Origin of the sequence: Streptomyces viridiviolaceus (assembly GCF_014650995.1) — a bacterium.
GTDB classification, from domain to species: Bacteria; Actinomycetota; Actinomycetes; order Streptomycetales; family Streptomycetaceae; genus Streptomyces; species Streptomyces viridiviolaceus.
The window spans coordinates 51,183-70,082 of the sequence record NZ_BMWA01000018.1 but is presented as its reverse complement, the minus strand read 5'-3'; the positions used below and the strand labels follow the sequence as shown (position 1 = coordinate 70,082).

General features: G+C 71.4%; 19 protein-coding genes. 10 read left to right on the top strand and 9 right to left on the bottom strand.

The features are described from left to right. Positions 1–18: 18 nt before the first annotated feature. The 3 genes from IE260_RS25605 to IE260_RS25595 all read right to left on the bottom strand — a co-directional run bounded on the left by IE260_RS25605 (position 19) and on the right by IE260_RS25595 (position 3,285). A complete protein-coding gene (locus tag IE260_RS25605; RefSeq protein WP_189875811.1) occupies positions 19–1,317 on the bottom strand; it encodes a DUF4241 domain-containing protein in 1,299 nt (432 codons plus the stop codon). Positions 1,318–1,680: 363 nt separating this feature from the next. Next, a complete protein-coding gene (locus IE260_RS25600; protein WP_189875809.1) occupies positions 1,681–2,142 on the bottom strand; it encodes a hypothetical protein in 462 nt (153 codons plus the stop codon). Positions 2,143–2,727: 585 nt separating this feature from the next. After that, a complete protein-coding gene (locus tag IE260_RS25595) occupies positions 2,728–3,285 on the bottom strand; it encodes a hypothetical protein (RefSeq protein ID WP_229881238.1) in 558 nt (185 codons plus the stop codon). An 828-nt stretch (positions 3,286–4,113) separates the two neighbouring features. Between IE260_RS25595 and IE260_RS25590 the strand changes: the two genes are divergently transcribed. Then, positions 4,114–6,006, top strand: a complete 1,893-nt coding sequence (locus tag IE260_RS25590; protein WP_189875807.1) for an SMI1/KNR4 family protein — start codon at positions 4,114–4,116, stop codon at positions 6,004–6,006. Between the two features lie 230 nt (positions 6,007–6,236). Next, entirely contained in the window at positions 6,237–7,232 is a 996-nt protein-coding gene (locus IE260_RS25585; RefSeq protein ID WP_189875804.1) for a LacI family DNA-binding transcriptional regulator, read from the top strand. Here IE260_RS25585 and IE260_RS25580 read toward each other — a convergent pair. Beyond that, positions 7,181–7,501: a hypothetical protein gene (locus tag IE260_RS25580; protein ID WP_189875802.1), complete on the bottom strand. Its 321-nt coding sequence runs from the start codon at positions 7,499–7,501 to the stop codon at positions 7,181–7,183. The genes IE260_RS25585 and IE260_RS25580 overlap by 52 nt on opposite strands. Before the next feature lie 259 nt (positions 7,502–7,760). Between IE260_RS25580 and IE260_RS25575 the strand changes: the two genes are divergently transcribed. From IE260_RS25575 to IE260_RS25555, 5 genes are all read left to right on the top strand, one after another. Beyond that, complete coding sequence (locus tag IE260_RS25575; protein WP_189875800.1) at positions 7,761–8,216, top strand: RpiB/LacA/LacB family sugar-phosphate isomerase; 456 nt, start codon at positions 7,761–7,763, stop codon at positions 8,214–8,216. A 206-nt stretch (positions 8,217–8,422) separates the two neighbouring features. Beyond that, the gene (locus IE260_RS25570; protein ID WP_189875798.1) at positions 8,423–9,808 is read left to right on the top strand and encodes an MFS transporter; all 1,386 of its coding nucleotides are present in this window, start codon (positions 8,423–8,425) and stop codon (positions 9,806–9,808) included. 378 nt (positions 9,809–10,186) lie between these two features. After that, positions 10,187–10,630, top strand: a complete 444-nt coding sequence (locus IE260_RS25565) for a hypothetical protein (protein WP_189875796.1) — start codon at positions 10,187–10,189, stop codon at positions 10,628–10,630. 249 nt (positions 10,631–10,879) lie between these two features. Beyond that, positions 10,880–11,623: a VOC family protein gene (locus IE260_RS25560; RefSeq protein ID WP_189875794.1), complete on the top strand. Its 744-nt coding sequence runs from the start codon at positions 10,880–10,882 to the stop codon at positions 11,621–11,623. Between the two features lie 251 nt (positions 11,624–11,874). Further along, entirely contained in the window at positions 11,875–12,432 is a 558-nt protein-coding gene (locus tag IE260_RS25555) for a GNAT family N-acetyltransferase (RefSeq protein WP_189875792.1), read from the top strand. A 151-nt stretch (positions 12,433–12,583) separates the two neighbouring features. Here the strand turns inward: IE260_RS25555 and IE260_RS25550 are convergent, their stop codons facing one another. Then, positions 12,584–13,432: a putative RNA methyltransferase gene (locus tag IE260_RS25550; RefSeq protein ID WP_189875790.1), complete on the bottom strand. Its 849-nt coding sequence runs from the start codon at positions 13,430–13,432 to the stop codon at positions 12,584–12,586. 508 nt (positions 13,433–13,940) lie between these two features. Here IE260_RS25550 and IE260_RS25545 point away from each other — a divergent pair. Then, a complete protein-coding gene (locus IE260_RS25545) occupies positions 13,941–15,119 on the top strand; it encodes a PP2C family protein-serine/threonine phosphatase (protein ID WP_373303403.1) in 1,179 nt (392 codons plus the stop codon). Positions 15,120–15,339: 220 nt separating this feature from the next. On the opposite strand, the gene IE260_RS25540 is transcribed toward IE260_RS25545, so the two are convergent. Continuing rightward, positions 15,340–16,086 (bottom strand): hypothetical protein, encoded by a 747-nt coding sequence (locus IE260_RS25540; RefSeq protein ID WP_189875788.1) that lies wholly within the window; start codon positions 16,084–16,086, stop codon positions 15,340–15,342. 242 nt (positions 16,087–16,328) lie between these two features. Between IE260_RS25540 and IE260_RS25535 the strand changes: the two genes are divergently transcribed. Both IE260_RS25535 and IE260_RS25530 read left to right on the top strand, forming a co-directional pair. Next, complete coding sequence (locus IE260_RS25535; protein WP_189875786.1) at positions 16,329–16,649, top strand: GYD domain-containing protein; 321 nt, start codon at positions 16,329–16,331, stop codon at positions 16,647–16,649. A 19-nt stretch (positions 16,650–16,668) separates the two neighbouring features. Further along, positions 16,669–17,418: an SDR family NAD(P)-dependent oxidoreductase gene (locus tag IE260_RS25530; protein WP_189875784.1), complete on the top strand. Its 750-nt coding sequence runs from the start codon at positions 16,669–16,671 to the stop codon at positions 17,416–17,418. 64 nt (positions 17,419–17,482) lie between these two features. On the opposite strand, the gene IE260_RS25525 is transcribed toward IE260_RS25530, so the two are convergent. From IE260_RS25525 to IE260_RS25515, 3 genes are all read right to left on the bottom strand, one after another. Continuing rightward, positions 17,483–18,013: a nitroreductase family protein gene (locus IE260_RS25525; protein ID WP_189875781.1), complete on the bottom strand. Its 531-nt coding sequence runs from the start codon at positions 18,011–18,013 to the stop codon at positions 17,483–17,485. Continuing rightward, positions 18,010–18,333, bottom strand: coding sequence for a DUF6092 family protein (locus IE260_RS25520; protein ID WP_189875779.1), 324 nt, complete (start codon positions 18,331–18,333; stop codon positions 18,010–18,012). The genes IE260_RS25525 and IE260_RS25520 overlap by 4 nt, the downstream gene beginning before the upstream one ends. A gap of 345 nt (positions 18,334–18,678) precedes the next feature. Continuing rightward, the gene (locus IE260_RS25515; RefSeq protein WP_189875776.1) at positions 18,679–18,891 is read right to left on the bottom strand and encodes an MbtH family protein; all 213 of its coding nucleotides are present in this window, start codon (positions 18,889–18,891) and stop codon (positions 18,679–18,681) included. Positions 18,892–18,900 lie beyond the last annotated feature (9 nt).

Here is an 18,900-nt window from a genome sequence, read left to right as displayed (position 1 = left end):
GACTCCGCGTCGGTCACGTCAGGCACCGACGGTGGCTCCGCCTTCCGGGAGCAGCTGGGGCATTCCCTCTACCAGCACCACGACGCCGACCACCTCGCCGGCCTCGGAGCGGCCGACCCAGACGGGATAGGTGCCGTCCCCCGTCGTCGCGAAGGCTGCCAGCTCGCCGCCGGAGGCCTGGTCCCGGGTGCGCAGCAGGTACATGGAGTCGCTGATGCCCTCGTACTCGTCCGGGCCCAGGTCCGGGTCTGCCTGGATCAGCCCTCTCTCGAAGAGCGCAAGGAGCGGCTCCCAGGCCCCGGCGTCGGCGAAGCAGCCCGTGGCACCGTCGGTGTCGAAGCCGAAGATCCCGTTCTCCCGGAGCAGTCGGGGGTCGTCGTCGGGCCGGAGGGCCATCTCCCAGGTCGCGGCGGGGATCTCGCTGACGAGCACGCGGACGGCCATGGTGTCCGTACGCGTGACCTGGCTTCCCTTCCACTCGCAGTGGTAGGTGTGGCGGGCCTGCGCCTCCTCCAGTACGTGCTCCCCCGGCGGGACGGGGACCGTGATGTGCGGTCCGTCGCCGTCGTTGCTGTCCGGGCCGGAGACGGCCAGCAGCCCGCTGGGAACGCGCAGGGTTCCGATCCGGCGCGGCTGCACAACCGTCATCTCGGGGTGGTACCCGTCGGTGACACGCGCTCCGGGCCGGAACAGCTCACCGATCGGCCCTGGCTGCGCGGGGCGGGGCGGACGCCAGCAGGTGGCCGGCGCCGGCCCGCTGCCGTCGTCGGCTGCCGCGGCCACCTCGGCGAGCTCGAAGACCGGCGGCTTTGTGAGCCCGTGGACCTGGGCCGAGAGCAGCGGCCACTGGCCGAAGTCCGGCCGGTCCGTCCAGCGTTCGTCGTCGCGGACCCTGGGCACGGTGACGTACGAGCCCCCGCGCTTGCCCCGGGGCTCCTCCGTCCGCCGGCCCGTCCCGTCCGGGAACAGCTCCACGGTGATGCGCGGACAGGCCTCGTCGAATTCCGCCATCGCCGGGCCGGTGTAGTTCCAGCCGACGGTGTACCGGCGCAGCAGCCGCGCCGGGTCGTCCAGCAGCCGCATGTCCAGGTCGTAGGTCCGGCGGCCGTGGGAGTCGTAGACCCACAGCCCGACATAGTGGTCCCGCCAGGAGACGAGCCGGACTTCCAGGGGAGCCTGCCGGCCCGCCGCCCGGTACACCACGACGTACGGAAGCCCGGCGGCGTCCCGCTCACGGGCCTCCCCCACGGATATCGGCCGCCAGGGCACGCGGGTATCCGGGTCCCACGCCTGCGCGTACCCCACCTCGACGACCATGTCCGCTCCCCGCTCCCCGCTCGCTTACGTGCCGGGCTGCAACGTAGCCGCCGCGTGTGACAACGGCCCTGCCGGGGTCGGGCGGCGGGCCGGAGGCCCGCATGGTGTAGCCATACGGGTCGGCGGGCGGTGACGGCAGGCGGGCAGCGCGCAGTCCGACAGTGCATCACCAGGTGGGGATGAGCGGCGTGTCCCGTTCGTGTCGAAGCTGGTGCCATGGGAGGTTCACATCAGAACCGACAGTCGGCTCCCGCCGACTCGCCGGCACCCGGGCCCGAGCCGAAGCCGAGGCCGGCCGGCGCTCGTTACGACGGCCGGTCACCTCGAAGAGATCTCGGGTGCGCCGACGGAGGCGCCATGGGTTCAGACGGTCGGGCATGGCCACCAGGTGAGGTGTCTGTCCGGTGCGGGGTGGAATCGGTGGCTGAAGTCGAGGGGGATGTTCAGGGCGAAGAAGTCCTTGCCGTCTGCTGTGTGCGCGTGCAGCTGGATCCGGTGCTTGGCCACCGGCACGGTCCTGGGGATCTGAAGATGCCACGTCTGATTCCACGGTCCCGCGGGCGGACGGGGGTCGCCCGAGAGGCGGGCGCCCATGCCTGCCAGCAGCTCGGGCAGCCGGTAGGTCCTGTCCATCATCTTCACCGGGCCGATCTTCATCGTCACTCTGCAGGTGACCCGGGTCAGGTCGACCGTTTCCTTGAGGTGGCTGTTCATCGTCCAGCTGAGCCGGTGACCGAGGCGTGGCAGTGCGGGGACCAGGGTGATGTCGAGGATGTCCAGGACGTAGGTGTCGTCGCTCGCGTCCTCCACCAGACGAATGCTCATCAAGACTCCTTCGTGGATACCCCGGTCTTCCGGCCGGGGAGGAAACGAAGCTTCTGCGGAGCGGGCAGGGAAAGCCGAATCGCCTCCAGGGCGACTCGGCGTCCGGGTGCCGTCGGGGGGAAGTGCCGTGCCGTCGCGTGCGCCTTGGCACACCGACCCTGGGCGTGTGTGACCCGTGAGGGGTCCGGGCAGGGGTGCCACGCCGGGCGTGCGGCTCGTGGTTTCGTCAGCCCGTCCGGCCGTGTCCGATGGCCGGCGCGGGGCCGGCGGCCGTCGCTCGGGGAAAGCCTCGACGGGGCGTGTTGGAGCGGGAGTCGCCCGTCGGTGAGCCGGTGAGGCAGGAGGACGGCTGTCCGGGCAGGCACGCAGCGCCTGCTGTTCGCCTCCCGTACGGCGGGACAGGCGCGTGAGCTGTCGGGCCAGGGCCAGGTGGGGGCGTTTCCGAGGGTGCCCCGGGCCGTGGCCCGGATGAGAACCCCGGCCCGCTCATGACGGGCCGGGGTTATCTGTGATGCGCCTGGCTGGAGAGCCCCGGCCTGATTACGGCGGGCCGGGTTCTCCATGGCGCCTCATGCGGTTTCCGGCTCAGTGGCCGTTCTTGTGGTCGTTGTGGTCGTCGAGGACCCGGAAGCTGCCCACGATTCCGTTCTTGACCTTCACACCGCGGGTGAAGCCGGGGTCGACGCCGTAGCTGGAGCTGCGGGGGCCGACGGTGGCGACGGGGGCGCCGTTGTCGCAGGTCGCGCCCCGGAAGACCGCGACGGTCTTCTTGCTGTCGTTGCGGATGTTGAGGCTCGTGGAGCCCAGGCCGCTGACCACCGTGATGCAACCGCCGGGGCGGGCGGTGTAGGAGCGCTCGTTGACGTGGATCCAGCCCTCGTCGTAGTCCTTGCCGCCGTGGTTCTTACCGTGGTTCTTGTCGCCGCGGTCGTCATCGTCGTCGTCGTCGTCGTCCTTGCTCGCGGTGCCACCGGTGTCGCCGCCGAGAGGAGCCTGGGCGGCAGCGGCCGGAGCGGCGGGCGCGTGCTGGGCGACGGGCGGGGCCGTCTGCGGCGCGGCGACGGCGTAGGTGATGCCGGTCGCGGTCAGGGCCGCGGCGGCCGCGACGGCTGCGGTGAGCGCGTGGGAACGGGTCTTGATCATGTCGCCTTGTCTCCTGTCTGAGAAGGGCCGGCTGCGGCAGTCGGCTCGCGATTGAACGTACTTACACCTCCCATTGCTGTCATTTCGGGCAGAACGGAAGTGGTGGCAACGGTGGGCCGATCGGGGGATACCGAGCCCTCTCAGCCGCTCCACGGCGAACTGATGAGACGTCAAAACCACGGCAGATTTGACTGATTGAATGACTATTACTCCGTCAAGGTGACCTTTTGACGCCTGCTCACCTCCAGACACGGCGGGTCGCTGCTTGACATGCGGGCCACCGCACTGCAGATGACCCGGGACGGGCCCTGTGGCCGCGTCACTCCGGCGGGCTCCCTCACAGCAGGCCGGGCAGCGCGTCGCCCTCCCGCCGGCCGGCGACCTCCAGGTGCCCGGCCGGCACAACCAGTGCCCCGCGCCTCCCCGAGGGGCGAGGCGGTAGGGGTGCAGGCAGCAGGCGGCGGCGCAGCGGCCGGCCCCAGCAGCGAGCTGCCACCGGAACCGGGCGCTTTCGCGGCAGCCGGTCAGGTGGTGCAGGCATGCGAAGACGAGCGCCGTCGACGTGACAGTGAGCGTGAGGCCGGGCCGGCAGCCGTCTCCAGGCCCTTGGAAGGCGGGCGTAAGGTCGCCGAGCGGCAGGGCCAGAACGACAACCGGCGGCGTCGGCGTCCGGCCGGACCGCCGGGCGCCGGCTCACGGGCACGGCCGACCGGCTGCTCACGCGGCGTCGCGTGATCCCAGGGCGGATGGCGACATCCGTCACTCGGCCGCAGCTGTACGAGAACTGGAGCCGGCACCGTTGTCGGTGCCGGATGACACCATGCCGCCATGAGCAGCGAGTCTTTCAACTGGCATGATTTCCTGAGGCGTTGGCAGGAGGAGTGGGTTCCGCGCGCGGACGAGGACGACGACGGCGAGCAGGCCGTCGTCTCCCCGGCCAGGCCCGGGGCGGACGAGGCGGCGATCGCCGCAGCCGAGGAGCGGCTGGGGCGGCGGCTGCCGCCCTCGTACCGGGAGTTCCTGGCCGTGAGCGACGGGTGGCACGTGGACGAGACGGCCGGGGTCTATCAGCTCGGCGGCGCCGCGGACATCGAGTGGTTCCGGGATCCGTACGACATGACCCCGCTGTACGAGCAGAACCTGGGCGACGACCCGCGTGAGGAGGACGTCCTGCTGGCCGGGATGTGGCGACGGGCGCTACGGCTGGAGACGGACTCCGACATGTCGCACGCCCTGCTCGATCCGGGCGACAGCGACCAGGACGGTGAGTGGGCGCTGTACGTCTACAAGGGCTGGGGCGGTGAACTGCCCCACCGTTACTCGTCGTTCCGCGCGTACATGGAGGCCATGTACCGCGGCTTCCACTCCGACCGGGTGGAGAGACCCGACTTCGTGAACGCGACCACGCGCCTCCAGGACGCCCATGTGGAGGAGGCCCGCCGGCTGGCCCTGCGCGGACGGTACGAGGAGGCCCTGCCCCTGCTCGAGGAGGCGCTGTCCTTCGGGCGGCCCCGGAGCGCCGTCCTGCTGAACCAGCTCAGGCATCTGCTGGCTCCGCACAGCTCCCGGGGTTACGGCAGCCTGGTGGCCGACCCGCGTTACCTGCCGGAGATTCTGCCCGTGGAGGCCATGGCGCCGGCAAGCGGCCAATGGCGGCTGGGAGGGGACGACCACTGGCTGGGGATGATGGCCGCCCGCGGGGCCGCCCGGGAAACCGCCGAGGCCGTACTGAGGGCGATGCGGGACGGCACCCATCGCTACGCGCCCGCCGGTCCCTGGGGCCGGGCCGTCGCCGAGGCCCGGGAGTCGGCCCGCTGGGGGGCGACCGACGTCGCGTGGCGGGTGCTGCGGGACGCGCTTCCGTTGTGGGAGAGCCCCGGGCCCTCGCTGATCGCCCCGATCGGCCTGCTCGCCGATCCGGTGCTGGGTCCCCTGGTCACCCCGGAGCGCGGGCAGGAGATCCTCGCGACACCGCGGGCCGGGGAGAGGGGGCCCGCTCCGCAGCCGGTTCCCGATCTCGACCCGCCGGGCCTGGCCTGGCTGACGGAGCCTGCGGCGAACCGGCGCCCGCACGACGGCTACCGCTGTGTCTGGGTCGAGGGGGCCGACCCGTCCCGCCTGCCCGCTCTGATCGGCGAGGAAGGCGCCGTACTGAGCGCGCCCGCGGATCCGCGCAAGGCGTCCTGGCGGGCGCCCCGGCCTCATGAGCGGCAGGGCGTGGAACTCTGGGAGGACCGGGCCGTGGTCGCCGTCGGCCGCACCGCCGAAGCGTGGGCCTTCGCCTTCGACGGCCACTCCCACCACCACCTGAACAAGCTGTTCCTGTCCCCCGCTCCGGCCGCCTCCCTGTCCGGCCGGGCGGTGGTGGTGTGGCGCGACCCGAGGCGCTCGTCTCCGGGTGACCACCCGGCCGCGTTCCACCTGTCGGTGGCCGAACGGGGCGAGGAGCTCTACGCGTTCACCGTGCGGGGTACGGAGATCCAGCGCTCCGGCGCGATACCCGAGGCTCTGGATCCCGCACGGCTGTTCCGTCCGCAGGATTGCGAAGTGGACGGCGAGCTGCGTGCGCTGGAGGCGCTGCGGACCGAACTCGGGCTGTCGCTGCCCCGTTTCGCGCTGACCCACGGCAGGCTCCCCACCTTCACCACCCGGTCCTGGACCCGGGCGCCGCGCGCGGACGAGGGTTTCGCCTACGCCTGTTTCGTGCGGCATCGGCCCTGAACCCGGACGGGCCCGCCTGCGAGGAATCGGATCGGCCTCCGCCCCGTTGCTGCTTCGTTCCGCGCGACCGTCCCGGACACCGCGGACGAGCAGCACGTCGAGCGGGGTCGGGCATGAGGCGTTCGTCGGCAACGACGAAGAGGGCTCCCGGACCTTGCCCATCTCACGAGTGATGTGCGATCTTAATGTCATTCCAACCATGGAAACGTTTCCACGAGGAGGTGGAGCGGATGGCCACGATCAAGGACGTCGCGGCGAGGGCCGGGGTCGCGCTCGGTACCGCGTCCCGGGTGCTCAGCGGCAGCAGCCAGACCTCGGCCGACTCCCGGGCCCGCGTACTCGCCGCTGCGGCGGAGCTGGGATACATCGCCAACGGGCCCGCCCGTTCCCTGCGGCGTGCCCGTACCGATGTGCTGGGGCTGCTCGTCTCCGACATCCGCAACCCGTTCTTCTCCGAGCTGGCTCACGCAGCCGAACAGGAGGCGCGCCGCCACGGCTACACCGTGCTGCTGGCCAACGCCAACGAGGACGCCGAGCAGGCCGACGCCTACCTGAAGACCTTCGCCGCTCAGCGCATCGACGGCCTGCTGTTCTCGCCGCAGGGCACCGTCTCGCCGCAGGTCGCGGCCACGCTCGCGTCCGGGCTGCCGGTGGTGTTCCTCAACCGGACGATCGAGGGCGTCGACGCCCCGCTGTACGGCACGGACAACGCCCAGGGCGTACAGCAGGTGCTCGCCTGGCTGCAGCGCAGGGGCCATCGCGACGTCGCCTTCATCGGCGGCCCCGACGGGATCTCCACCGGAGCCGAGCGCCGAGCCGCCTACCTTGCCGGGCGCCGGGCGCACGGAATCAGCACCGATGACAGGCTGCTCGACGCCGGTGACTTCCTGGCCGGCGGAGCGGCCGAGGCCATGTGCCGCATCCTCGACCGCGGTGTCACGTTCACGGCCGTGTTCGGTGCGAACGGTCAGACGACTCTGGGAGCCGTGCGCGCGCTGCGCCAACGGCTCGGCGCAGAGCAGGCCGCCCGCATCGAAGTCGTCTCCTTCGACGACCTGGACTGGTTCGAGTTCGCCTCGCCGCCCATCAGCGCGGTCCGCAACGACGCCTCGTCGATCGGCCGGCTCGGTGTGCGCGGGCTCGTCGACCTCCTCGCCGGCCGTGAAGCACCCGGTCAACGTGTCCCCACCACCTTCGCGGACCGGTCTGTGCAGGGCACGGCATGAGTGTCCGGGGCGCCCTCGGCGCCGCCGCCACCGAAGACGCCGTTCTCCTCGTCCGGGCGCCTCGTCCCGGCGGTGCAGCCGCGGGCCACTGCGCCGAGGCACATGCCGTTGCCGAGACACATGTCGTCGGTGGGACACATGTCGTCGGCAGGACGCATGTCGTCGGTGAGCGCGCTCATCGCGCCGGCGAGCGGACCGTTGCGGGTGCGCACAGTCCCGGCACCGTCGATGCCGACCGTGGGGTGACCCCGCACGATCTCCTGGCTCACAGTCCCGGCACCTTCGTCGGCGAAGCCGCCCAGCACGACAGCACCGCTGCGGACCGGGTGACCGCGCACGGTGATGCGGCCCGGCGCCGAACGTGTCAGGCCCGTCACGGCCGCCGACTGCGCTTACCCGATCGTGCGGCGGGCAGCCAGCGGCTGCCCTGCGCGTTTCACCGCCGCCGACGCTCCAGACCCAGCACTGCGACGTCCCTCCCCGACCCGGCGGAGAGCAGTGCGCCCTCCTTGAAAGGAACAACAACCGATGAAGGTCGCCCTCGGTGCGGACCACGCCGGATACCCCCTCAAAGACGCTGTCCGCAAGGCCATCGAGGCGCTCGGACACGAGGTGATCGACTGCGGCACGCACAGCTGCGACCCTGTCGACTTCCCTGACATCACCCGCGCCACCTGCGAGGTCGTGCTCTCCGGCGCGGCCGATCGGGCCGTGCTCGTGTGCGGTACCGGCCAGGGCGCCGTCATGGCCGCCAACAAGCTGCCCGGTGTCCGCTGCGGCCTCGCCCACGAGCCGTACTCCGCCCACCAGGCTGTCGAGCACGACGACGCCAACGCCATCGCCATCGGGGCCTGGCTGGTCCCCCACGCGCTCGTGCCCGACATCATCCGGGAGTTCCTCGACGCTGTCTTCGACGACGATGAGGAAACCCGCCGCCGCGTCCAGAAACTCAATGCGCTCGACGCCCTGACCCCGGCCCCCTGACAAGCCGCCCGCACCCCCTCGAGCGGGTGCGCTCGCTCTTTCCCTGACTCCCCGAACGGTGCCCGGCCCACGGACGACTGCGCCGGGCGCCTCCCAGTCGTGCCCACAAGCACCCCTCCCAAGGATCAGGCCTGCCCTCTGCGGCCCCGTCCTCCTCACCGCGCAGACGCCGGCGTCTCTCCGGCGACCCACCAAGGAGATCCCCCATGCCCACAAGCGCCTCCGCCGGACGGCGAAGCGTGCTCGGCTCGAAGGACCGCGTCAAGACAGCAGTCGCCGCGGCCCTCGGCACCAGTGTCGAGAACTACGACTTCATCGCGTACGGCACCGCCTCCGCGCTCTACTTCGGAGCGGTCTTCTTCCCTGCGAGCGACCGGTTCGTCGGCACCCTGCTCTCCTTCGCCACCCTCGCCGTCGGCTTCGTCATGCGCCCCCTCGGAGGGGCCGTCGGCGGCTACTTCGCCGACAAGCTCGGCCGCAAACCCGTCCTCGTCACGGCGATGATCGTGATGGGAGCCGCCACCTTCCTCATCGGCCTGCTGCCGACCTACGAGCAGGCCGGTGTGCTCGCACCCATCCTGCTCGTGACCATCCGCATGATCCAGGGCCTCGCCTTCGGCGCCGAGTGGGGCGGGGCGATCACCATGGCCTACGAACACGCGCCGTGGCACCGCCGCGGCATGTTCGCCGCGATCCCCCAGTCCGGCAACCCTCTGGGCATTGCCCTGGCCAGCGGCGTGTTCGCATGGAGCGACACCCTCGACGGCAGCTGGCAGTGGCGGACCCCCTTCCTGCTCAGCGCCGTCCTGGTGATCGTCGCACTGGTCGTGCGCTCCCGTCTCTCCGAATCCCCCGAGTTCCAGGAGGCCCAGGCCGGCGGCAGGACGGAGAAGAACCCGCTCCGCGCGACCCTGACCGGCGACTGGCGCGGCATCCTGCGCGTCATCGCCCTGCGCGTGGTGGAGTCCTTCGCCTACTACTCCACCGCGACCTACCTGCTCAACTACATCACCGAACGCCATCCCGACCTCAGGCCCGTCGCCCTCAGTGCGATCACCGCCGCCAGCGTCCTCGCCATCGCGGTCACCTTCCTCGCCGGCGCACTCACCGACCGCATCGGACGGCGCCCCATCTACATCACGGCCTGTACGGCGGCGATCCTCTTCGCCTTCCCGATGTACCTGCTCACCAACTCCGCCCAACCCGCGCTCGTGGTGGCGGTGTTCATCATCGGCATCGGCATCATCCACGCCTCGCTCACGGGAACCCAGGGCTCCCTGCTCACCGAGCAGTTCCGCACCGCGACCCGTACCTCGGGAGCCTCGCTCGGCTACCAAGTCGCCGCGGCCATCGGCGGATTCGCCCCCCTGCTCGCCGCCGCCCTGGTAGGCGCCTTCGGCTGGCCAGGCGCGGCGCTGCTCTACCTCGGCGCGGCCTTGGTCGGTCTCGTCGGCATCCTCGCGACCAAGGAGACCTGGGGCCGCCAGGAGCGGGAGCGCGTGCTCCGTCTCGTGGCAGAAGAAGGCCGTGCCCGGACAGCGTCAAACAGGCCGACGGATGCCGTCCTGCCGTCGTCGTCCCAGTCCCGGTGAACCGGTCCTCCCGCACGACGTCCATGAAGCCTTCCTCACGCTCGGGTGCGCACTGATCTGCCGGTGACGCCTGAACTCACCCCGACAGGTGTTCTCACAGCGTGAAGGCGATGGCCAGGCTGATGGACCGGACGATGGGGACACCCCGATGCCTCCGCTCATGGCCGCTGCCACCTGTCAAGTCCCGAGATGCAGCGGCATGACGCACCCCGCGTTGCCGGGGCCTACTTGAGACATGGGGTCACGCAGAACCGGTGGCCACTGCATCGCCCGGAACAATTCCGGCGGTCCCCTTCACCGGTCAGGCGCCCCACCGTCAAAGGCCTGTGATTCATCGGGCCGACGCCCTTGATCCCTTCAGGCCGAAGGAGAATGCCTATGACTACCACCTCCCCCACCACTCGGAAGCGGCGTGTTCTGATGCTCGCGGCCTCGACCGCCCTGGCAGCAGGAGGCGCACTGGTGCCCACTGGCGCATTCGCCGCCCCGGCGACGCCCCACACGGCAGCCACCATCACCGCCGGCTGGGACGACCGTGAGGACCACGACTGGGACGACCGGGATCACGAGGACCGTGACTGGGACGACCGGGATCACGAGGACCGTGACAGCACGGACGAGGGCCCCGAGCCCACGGAGGACACCGGGACGACACCCGACTCCGGTGTGGTCCCGGAGAGCTACTGCAGCGACCCGATGCGGGCCCCGGGACTGTGTGTCGACGGCAAGCCGCTCCCGAAGGGAGACGGCACCGTCACGGTCCCGCAGGGAATACTCGTGCCGAGCCCCACCGGCAGCCCGACTGCTCGGCTTGCCGTCTGACCTGGGCGTGGCCGGTTCTTCGGCTCCTGCAACCGACCGACGCCGTTGACGCCAGATCCGGATGACGAAGACCCCCCAGCCGAGATCGGCTGGGGGTCTTTCCCCACGCCTCTTCTCGGCAGGGCCGGGCCGGCCAGGCCGCGTCCTGTCGTCGGGGCAGCCCCTGGCCGGCGAGCCGGTGCGCGAGTTGATCTCTATTGGGGCGGCGGTACCTGCGGATGTCGTTGCGCGGTGCATAGGATCGCCGGCATGGCACTGCGACCTGTTCAGGTGAACATAAAGGCCGTTGACGACTCAACGGTCGGCGGGTTCTGGGCGGAGGCGCTCGGCTGGGGTGTTTCCAGCGAGGGGCCGGGCGTGACCAACGTGGAACCCGTCGGCGGTTTCGTCTGGCCGGACCCGGTCGCCGTCTGCGTCGACGTCGTTGCCGTCCCGGAACCCAAGACGACGACGAAGAACCGTGTGCACCTCGATCTCGCCACCACCTCCGCGGCCCATCAGGAGGAGTTGGTCGCGCGCCTCCGGGCTCTCGGCGCGACGCCCGCCGACGTGGGCCAGGGCAACGTGCCGTGGACGGTCCTCGCCGACCCGGAGGGCAACGAGTTCTGCGTGCTGGAGCCCCGGGAGACATACCGGGACACCGGTCCCATCGCCGCGGTGGTGGTCGACTGCGTGGATCCGCGGGCCATGGCCCGGTTCTGGGGCGAGGCGACGGACTGGACCCTGCATGAGGTGACCGACGAGCGCGCGGTGCTGCGCTCCGCCAAGGGGGTCGGCCCGTATCTCGAGTTCCTCCGCACGCCCGGCGTGAAGACCGTGCCGGACCGCGTCCATCTCGACCTGCTGCCGTATCCCGGTGACGACAAGGCGGCGGAGGTGGCCCGGCTGCGGGCCCTCGGCGCCACCGACCTCGACCTCGGCCAGGGCGATGTCCCGTGGACGTGCCTGACCGACCCGGAGGGCCACGAGTTCTGCGTCCTCGCCCCGTCCTGACACGGACCCCGACAACACCTGAGACATGAGCCCTGTGACGGAGCGGGGAGTTCCTCTCGTTCGCCCTGGTGGCCGCCCGCAGGAGATGAGCGGGTGGTCACCGGCGGCTTCTGCTACCGTCACGCCGGCGCGGGTACTGCGCCAACGCGGACAGCGATCAGGGAGGTTGATGAATATGGCCGTCAACGGCCTTCCTCAGCATGCCCTTTTCCGGTCCGCGCGCTGACGCGGTGCGGTCCGGGTCATCCACCATGCATGACCAGGAGACATCCGTGCATTCCGCTACTTCCAAGGATCTCGGCGAGCTGGGCACCGAGCGGCTCGTGCTCCGCAGCTGGACCACGGCCGAGGCCGGGGCCGTTCGCGCCGAGGGCGTTCCTCGGCCGGCCGGCTGGGCCGAGGACTTTCCCGCCGACGGCGACCGCGTCATCGCGAGCCTCTTCGACGACAACCCGGCCTGGCTCGGCGCTTACGGGCACCGGCTGATCGTCGAACGGGACAGCGGTCTCGTCGTGGGCTCGACCGGTCTGTTCTGGCCGCCCTCCGAGGGAACCGTCGAGCTCGGCTACGGCGTGGTCGCTTCCCGGCGCGGCCGGGGTTACGCCACCGAGGCCACCCGGGCGCTCGCCGCGTTCGCCCTCACCGCGCCGGGGGTGCACACCGTGGCGGCCGGCGTGGAACTGTCGAACCCGGCTTCCGTGCGTGTCCTGGAGAAAGCCGGCTTCGAGCGGTACGACGCTGCCTGCGAGGCCGACGAGGGCGTGGTCCACTTCAGGCTGACCGCGTCGCCGGACCACGCGGAGCGATAGTCGCCGGGCCGGCGGCGGCACACCGCCGGTCGTATTCGTGGCGTGCCGGTGAGCGGCGAACGGCGCCCTGTCTTCCCCGTGTCACGGGGAAGACAGGGCGTCAGGCGTGCCCCCTGCTCGCCGGTCAGCAGGCGCGTGCGCCCGCTTGTGGTCACCGGGGCCGGTAGGCCGTGGCCAGTACGGAGACGGTGACCTGGTCGGGCAGGAGGCCGTCGTCCAGGTCCGCACGGCTCAGGTGTCGTGCGCTCGGCGTCATCCCCACCAGGTCCAGGGCCTCCGGCCTGGTGAGGGGTGCGGGGTACTCGATCCGTTCGGTGACGGCGGCCTCGAAGAAGGGGGCCAGTGCCTGGTGCAGGCGCTGCTCCTTGGCCGGATCAACGGTGACCATCGCGGGCACCTGAGCGCGCAGCTCGGCCAGGTGCCGACCGGTGGGACGCACCACGATCAGCCGGCCCGTCGGGCGCAGTATCCGGTGGAACTCGGATGGGCTGCGCGGGGCGAACACGTCCAGCACGACGTCGGCCGTCCCGTCGGCCAGGGGGAAGGGACGGAAGACGTCCCAGGTCGCCGTGGCGGCTCGTGCATGGCGTCGGGCTGCCGAGCGCAGTGCGCGCACCGAGGTGTCCAGCCCCAGGCCGCGGGCGCCGGGCAGCCGGTCGAGTACGCCGGCCAGGTAATGGCCCGTGCCGCACCCGACGTCCACGGCCGTTCCCTGCTCGGGCACGGCGGCGGCCGCCAGGTGGGCCACGGCCCGGAGAATGGGCCCGTACCTGCCGGTGGACAGGAACCGCTCCCGGGCCCGGACCATGGCCGCATCGTCGCCGCTGGTGGCTCGGGTGCCGGTCAGGAGACTCACGTAGCCGTGACGGGCGATGTCGAAGGTGTGGCCCGCCGGGCAGCGCAGGGCGCCGCGGTCGGGGTGCAGGCGGGGCGTGCGGCACGTCGGGCAGCGCAGCAGATCGAGGGACAGTTCGAGGGCAGGGGGAAGCAGCACGGGCACAAGGCACTCCTGGCAACGGTGAGAGGGAAGAGACCGTGCCTGCACGCGCGCTCAGAAGGTCACTGCCGCAGGAAGGAACGAGCAGCGCCGGGGACATGGTTCACGCAGCAGGCACACCGAGGAGGGCGACGCCGTGCGGCATCGCCCTCCATGTCTTCCGGTCACAGGAAGCAGTAGTGCGGGGTGCTCGTGAATCTCACGCCGTGAGTCTACGAGCCTCGGCGCCGGTCGGCCGGCTGACCTCCGTCGGATCCGCCCTGTCGGTCTCCGACATGGATGATCAAGGCCGCCCCGGACGCGGTGGAAGCGGCTGCGCCCACGGCAACGAGAGCCTGCGCTGACCGGGTCTTTGATCCGGCGGGGAAGAGCGGCACCGTCGAGCGTGCCGTGCGTACCGGACACGGTCACTCACCGTGCGAGGGTGGACACGACAGCTGACGTGACAGGGCCGAGGCGCCGCACGTCTCCTCCTGCGGCGCCTCGCAGGCGAAAGGGGCACAGTGGACATATGCGCCTTGCGCAGAGCTTCGCCTTCACACGGCCGCGGTGGCGCTCCACCCACGGGTTGGTGCTGCTCCCTCTTGTGCTGATCGTTGCGATCACCGTCGTGGACGTACAGACTCCGGAATCGATCCACCTCGGTCCGCTGCTCGTCGTGGCTCCCGCCCTCACCGTTTCGTTCGGGACCGCATGGCTGACCGGGCTGGTCGGCGCACTGGCGGTGGCGGCTCAGGTGGTCGTCGCCGCGTTCCACGGGGGCCTGGCAACGCCCAACCACATGTCGCAGATCATCGGGCTGGCAGCCCTCTCGATCATGGCCGTGATCGTCTGCTTGGTGCGTGACCGGCGCACGGCGGAACTGGCCCAGGTGCGGTCCGTTTCCGAGGCCGCGCAGCGGGCGCTGCTGCGCCCGCTGCCCCGCCGGCTCGGACCCCTGCACATCTCGTGCACGTACCTGGCTGCCGAGAAGGAAGCGCGCATCGGCGGTGACCTGTACGCCGTGGCCCGCACCGGCGACCGTACGCGCGTGCTCATCGGCGATGTCAGAGGCAAAGGGCTGGCCGCGGTCGGGGAAGCGGCAGCGCTGATGGGCGCCTTCCAGGAGGCTGCGCACCACCACGCCACGCTCCCGGCCCTCGCCGGCGCCCTGGACCGCAGTCTGTGCCGTTACCTGGCCCAGTTCCCGGGGACGGACGACGAGATCCAGGAGCACTTCATCACCGCGCTGTTGCTGGAGATCCCCGACCATGACCTCGTGGCACGGCTGACGCACTGCGGACACCCGCCGCCTCTGCTCATCAGCCGAGGGCAGGTGACAAGTGTTCCGAGTCCCCCGGCACCGCCTCTGGGCATGTGCGGGCTGGAGCAGGGCATCCGCACGTCTCACACGTTCTCGTTCGAGCCCGGTGACACGCTCCTGCTGTACACCGACGGTCTGGTGGAGGCGCGCGACGCCCACGGCACGTTCTACCCGCTGGAAGGGCGGCTCGCCCGCTGGCCCCGGTGCGGTCCCGAGATGCTCGTCGAACACGTCCGGCGGGACCTGCTTGCGCACACCGGCGGGGCTCTCCGCGACGACGCCGCCATCCTCGCCGTACGGCGCACGGCGGTTCCGCACGCCGGACGTCTCGGTGAGGAGCTGGTGGGCAGCGGTGGCCGCCACATGGCCGGCCAGAATCCCTGTTAGCCCTGCCACCGGCCTCAGCGAACACCTGCAGCCGGCCGCGGTTCTCGCCCGGGGGTGCTCGGGGGCGACGGCGAGAGCGTCCGGCCACCCGCAGCACGTCCGGCCAGAGCTTCACCCCGTGGTCCGGGTTCGCCAGCGCGTCCGGATGTGCAGCAAGTCGCGGGGGCCGGGGACGACGATCTGCCCCCGTGCCCGCGACCTGGTCGTTCACTGGCAAAGATCACGTCTTCGGGGGGCCCGGCCACGGGTAGCCGAGCTGATCAGCAAACTCTTTCGAACCGCCGCAAACCTCGGCAACCTCACGTGGGTCCTCGGCCGTCAGACGCGCCTCGAGGCGCTCCACTTGGTCAGCCGGGTCGTCTGCGGAGATCGGAAGGGTCATTCTGAACTGAAGCCAGGGACGGCCTTTCCTGATCGCGGAGCGGCATGGATGGAACAGGAAGACGTTGATCTGGTCGGGTTCCCAGTGCCAGGCTGAGACGGCTCCCAGTTCGCATTCCCAGGCCGCCAGCCGGCTGACATGCTCCCGGAGCCTTTCCTCCAGAAACCTGGCGACTGTTCGGGCCGGCCACTCCCAGCTGTGGTCCGTCGAAGCCTGGCGGACCTCCGCTTCGTACCGGGTGGCGTCGAAGCGAAGCTCTGGAAGATCGACATCGCCTTCGTCCGGGTTGCGCCAGCCGCTCCAGATCACGTAGTGCCCTTCGCGTCTGATGGTCACGTAGACAGCGCCGCAGCATCCTTCCGTGCACTCGGCCTCGGCAAGGCGAACCTCCCGGGGGGTGTCCGTCGCGTGAAGCGGCGCGTCCGGCCCCAACAGATACCGGGGGTCTGCTGACGGTCCCTCATCGAACACGTCGGCCAGGATGTCTCGTCCGTTGATGACCGGTCGGCATTCCACGGTGCCGTGTCGGCTTCCCAGCGGTGGCACGACGATGCGGAGGGACAGCAGATGCGGATCTGTGGTCATTGGCTGATGGTCTCGGAGTCAGTGGCAGTTGTCCTGCGTGTTTCTGCCTGCGAGGCGACGGGCGACTCCGTCGTGGAGACCCTTCCCGGATGTGTCCGCAGCAGCCGACGCCCTGGCCTTCCGGGACCGGTCCGTCCGGCGAGTCGGCCGTTCGGCGGTGCCCGGGCGGACAGAGCGCGGGGTGTGGGCGATGGTGGTCGGGCGGGGGGCGTCGTGGCCGGGTGGAGCAGTGGGAGTGTGGGATGCCGAAGTATCTGGTGCAGGCCAGTTACACCGCCGAGGGGGCCAAGGGTCTGCTGGGCGAGGGCGGCAGCGGCCGCAAGGAGGCCGTCCAGCGGGTCGTCGGATCGTGCGGCGGCACGCTGGAGTCGATGTACTTCGCCTACGGAGATGACGACCTGTACATCGTCGTCGACTTCCCCGACCACCTGTCGATGGCCGCCATCGCGATGACGGTGCGGGCCAGCGGCGCCCTGCGCTCCAGGGCGATCCCGCTGCTGACGGTCGAGGAAGTCGACGAGGCGGTGAAGCGGACGGTCGACTTCCGCCCGCCGGGCAGCTGAGCCGCCGGGACCGGCAGCCATGTGTCAGCCCCTGAAGGGCAAGGCCGCCCTGGTGACGGGCGGGTCGCGCGGCATCGGCGCGGCGACGGCACGGGCGCTCGCGGACGCGGGCGCGGACGTGGCCATCAGCTACGTGACCTCGGCCGGCAAGGCGCAGGAGGTCGTGGCCCAGATGCGCGGCACGGGCGTGCGCGCGTGCTCCTTCGGGGCGGACCAGGCCGACCCGGAGCAGGTGGAGGGGTTGGTGCGGGCCGTGGCCGAGGAGTTCGGCCGGCTCGACATCCTCGTCAACAATGCGGGTGTCTCGCTGCGCGCGCCGCTCGGCGGCCCCGGCGCGGACCCTGCGGCCGTGGCACGGATGCACGCGGTCAACGCTCAGGGCGTGATCGCCGGTATCCGGGCGGCCGCCCCCGTGATGGAGGACGGCGGGCGGATCATCTGTGTGGGCTCGGTCGCTGCCGTGCACGTCGGGCTGCCCGGCTTCGCGGACTACGCCGCGTCCAAGGCCGCCGTCGCCGGCTACAGCCGGGGCGCGGCGTGGGACTTGGCGCCGCGCCGCATCACGGTCAACGTCGTCCAGGCCGGCCCCGTGGAGACCGACATGATGCCGGCGGACAGCGAGCTCGGCCCGGCGCTGACGGCCCGGATGGCGCTCGGCCGCTACGGCCGCCCGGAGGAGGTGGCCGCGGCCGTCGTCTTCCTGGCCGGCCCGGCCGCGTCCTTCATCACCGGCACGGTCCTCACCGTCGACGGCGGGTTCTGCGCGTGATCCCGCACCGTGGCGCCCGCACCCCGGCCGCCCCGGCGTGAGGAATTGCCGTGGCGGGGTGGAGTCAGCCGCGCTCCCACTGCACGACGTCCTGCCAGGCGGGCCCGCCCCGGCGCCGCATCGCGGGCGGCTGTTCGGCGGCCGGGTGGCCGAGGCACACGATCAGCTCCGGGGCCACCCCCTGCGGGAGGCCGAGGATCGTGGCCACCGCCGTTCGGCTGAAGGAGGTCACGGGCCCGGCCCCCAGCCCGGCACCGTGCGCGGCGAGCAGCAGCGTCGCGCAGGCGGTACCCACGTCGATGTAGGGGCCCGGGTTGCCGGGTGAAATGCCGTAGGCGTGCACCTGGGGCCAGTCGACGCACACCACGATCGCGGCCATGGGGCGCTGGAGCATGCCGGGCGAGACCATGCGCAGGGCGCGCAGCAGGGGCGGGCTGGTGACGGCGGCATAGCGGTGCAGGCGCCGGTTCCCGGCGTGCGGGGCGTGGCGGGCGCAGTCGAGCACGGCCTCGAGCTGGTCCCTGCCGACCGGGTCCTGGGTGAAGGCCCGCACGACGCGGCGCGTGCGGATCGCCTGGAGCACGGCGTCGTTCACGGCCTCGCCCCGCCCAGGTCGAGCGAGGCCACCAGGTGCTCGGCGACGGCACGGCACAGAGCGTCGAGGTGCTCGGCGTAGCCTTCCGGATCGCCGGCTTGCACGGCCGTCTCCGAGATCCCCCGCCGCACCTCACGCAGGAGCGGCCCCAGGCCCGTGCTCGCCTGCGGCTCGGTCATCTCGGCGAGCCGCCCGGCGGCGGTGAGCAGACGCATCGGCGCGTATTCGGCCGCCTCGTCCAGTTGGGTCCGCGCGGCCGTCACCAGGTAGGCGAGCAGTTCGAGGGCATCGCCTTCTTCCAGCACGAGTTTTGCGGGCACCTCAGGACAGTACGACGCCGCCGGTCGTCCGCGCAGTCGCCACGCGATGGGCCTGGGTCCCCCTGGACGTCCCCGTCGCCGGCGGGCGAGTACGTCGTCGATCCGCGTACGGCCGGCGATGCTCGGGGTGTTCTGCTCTGCGCCCGTCCGAGCCGGGTGCCTGTGGGCGTCGATGAACCCGGGCAGCACGGTGGCGCTGTGAAGGTCGGTGACCTGGCGGGCGGGCAGGGGGGCACGGCCTCGTCCGGGCCCGCGATCCGGCCGTGCCGGATGTCCAGGTGGTGGGCGAGCGGGTGGTCCGGGCCCATGGTGGGGAAGCGGGCGCTGGCCAGTCGCCGTGGAGGATCACGCGTCCATGGACGCCGCGAGGGACCGGGGACGCAGATCGGTCCAGTGGGCCTCGATGTACTCCAGGCACGCCTGCCGGGTGTTCTCGTCGAAGACGATCGTCCACCCTCCGGGCACCTCGGCGAAGGACGGCCACAGCGAGTGCTGGCCCTCGTCGTTCACCAGGACCAGGAATCGGCCTTCGGCGTCGTCGAAGGGGTTGGTGCTCATGTCGAGTGC

Bases quoted from the DNA above. Each gene is read 5' to 3' on its own strand.
- IE260_RS25560 (WP_189875794.1), top strand. From the start codon at position 10,880: ATGGCACTGCGACCTGTTCAGGTGAACATAAAGGCCGTTGACGACTCA.
- IE260_RS25585 (WP_189875804.1), top strand. From the start codon at position 6,237: ATGGCCACGATCAAGGACGTCGCGGCGAGGGCCGGGGTCGCGCTCGGT.
- IE260_RS25530 (WP_189875784.1), top strand. From the start codon at position 16,669: ATGTGTCAGCCCCTGAAGGGCAAGGCCGCCCTGGTGACGGGCGGGTCG.
- IE260_RS25575 (WP_189875800.1), top strand. From the start codon at position 7,761: ATGAAGGTCGCCCTCGGTGCGGACCACGCCGGATACCCCCTCAAAGAC.
- IE260_RS25515 (WP_189875776.1), bottom strand. From the start codon at position 18,891: ATGAGCACCAACCCCTTCGACGACGCCGAAGGCCGATTCCTGGTCCTG.
- IE260_RS25545 (WP_373303403.1), top strand. From the start codon at position 13,941: ATGCGCCTTGCGCAGAGCTTCGCCTTCACACGGCCGCGGTGGCGCTCC.
- IE260_RS25555 (WP_189875792.1), top strand. From the start codon at position 11,875: ATGCATGACCAGGAGACATCCGTGCATTCCGCTACTTCCAAGGATCTC.
- IE260_RS25565 (WP_189875796.1), top strand. From the start codon at position 10,187: ATGACTACCACCTCCCCCACCACTCGGAAGCGGCGTGTTCTGATGCTC.
- IE260_RS25600 (WP_189875809.1), bottom strand. From the start codon at position 2,142: ATGAGCATTCGTCTGGTGGAGGACGCGAGCGACGACACCTACGTCCTG.
- IE260_RS25590 (WP_189875807.1), top strand. From the start codon at position 4,114: ATGAGCAGCGAGTCTTTCAACTGGCATGATTTCCTGAGGCGTTGGCAG.
- IE260_RS25595 (WP_229881238.1), bottom strand. From the start codon at position 3,285: ATGATCAAGACCCGTTCCCACGCGCTCACCGCAGCCGTCGCGGCCGCC.
- IE260_RS25605 (WP_189875811.1), bottom strand. From the start codon at position 1,317: ATGGTCGTCGAGGTGGGGTACGCGCAGGCGTGGGACCCGGATACCCGC.
- IE260_RS25570 (WP_189875798.1), top strand. From the start codon at position 8,423: ATGCCCACAAGCGCCTCCGCCGGACGGCGAAGCGTGCTCGGCTCGAAG.
- IE260_RS25540 (WP_189875788.1), bottom strand. From the start codon at position 16,086: ATGACCACAGATCCGCATCTGCTGTCCCTCCGCATCGTCGTGCCACCG.
- IE260_RS25535 (WP_189875786.1), top strand. From the start codon at position 16,329: ATGCCGAAGTATCTGGTGCAGGCCAGTTACACCGCCGAGGGGGCCAAG.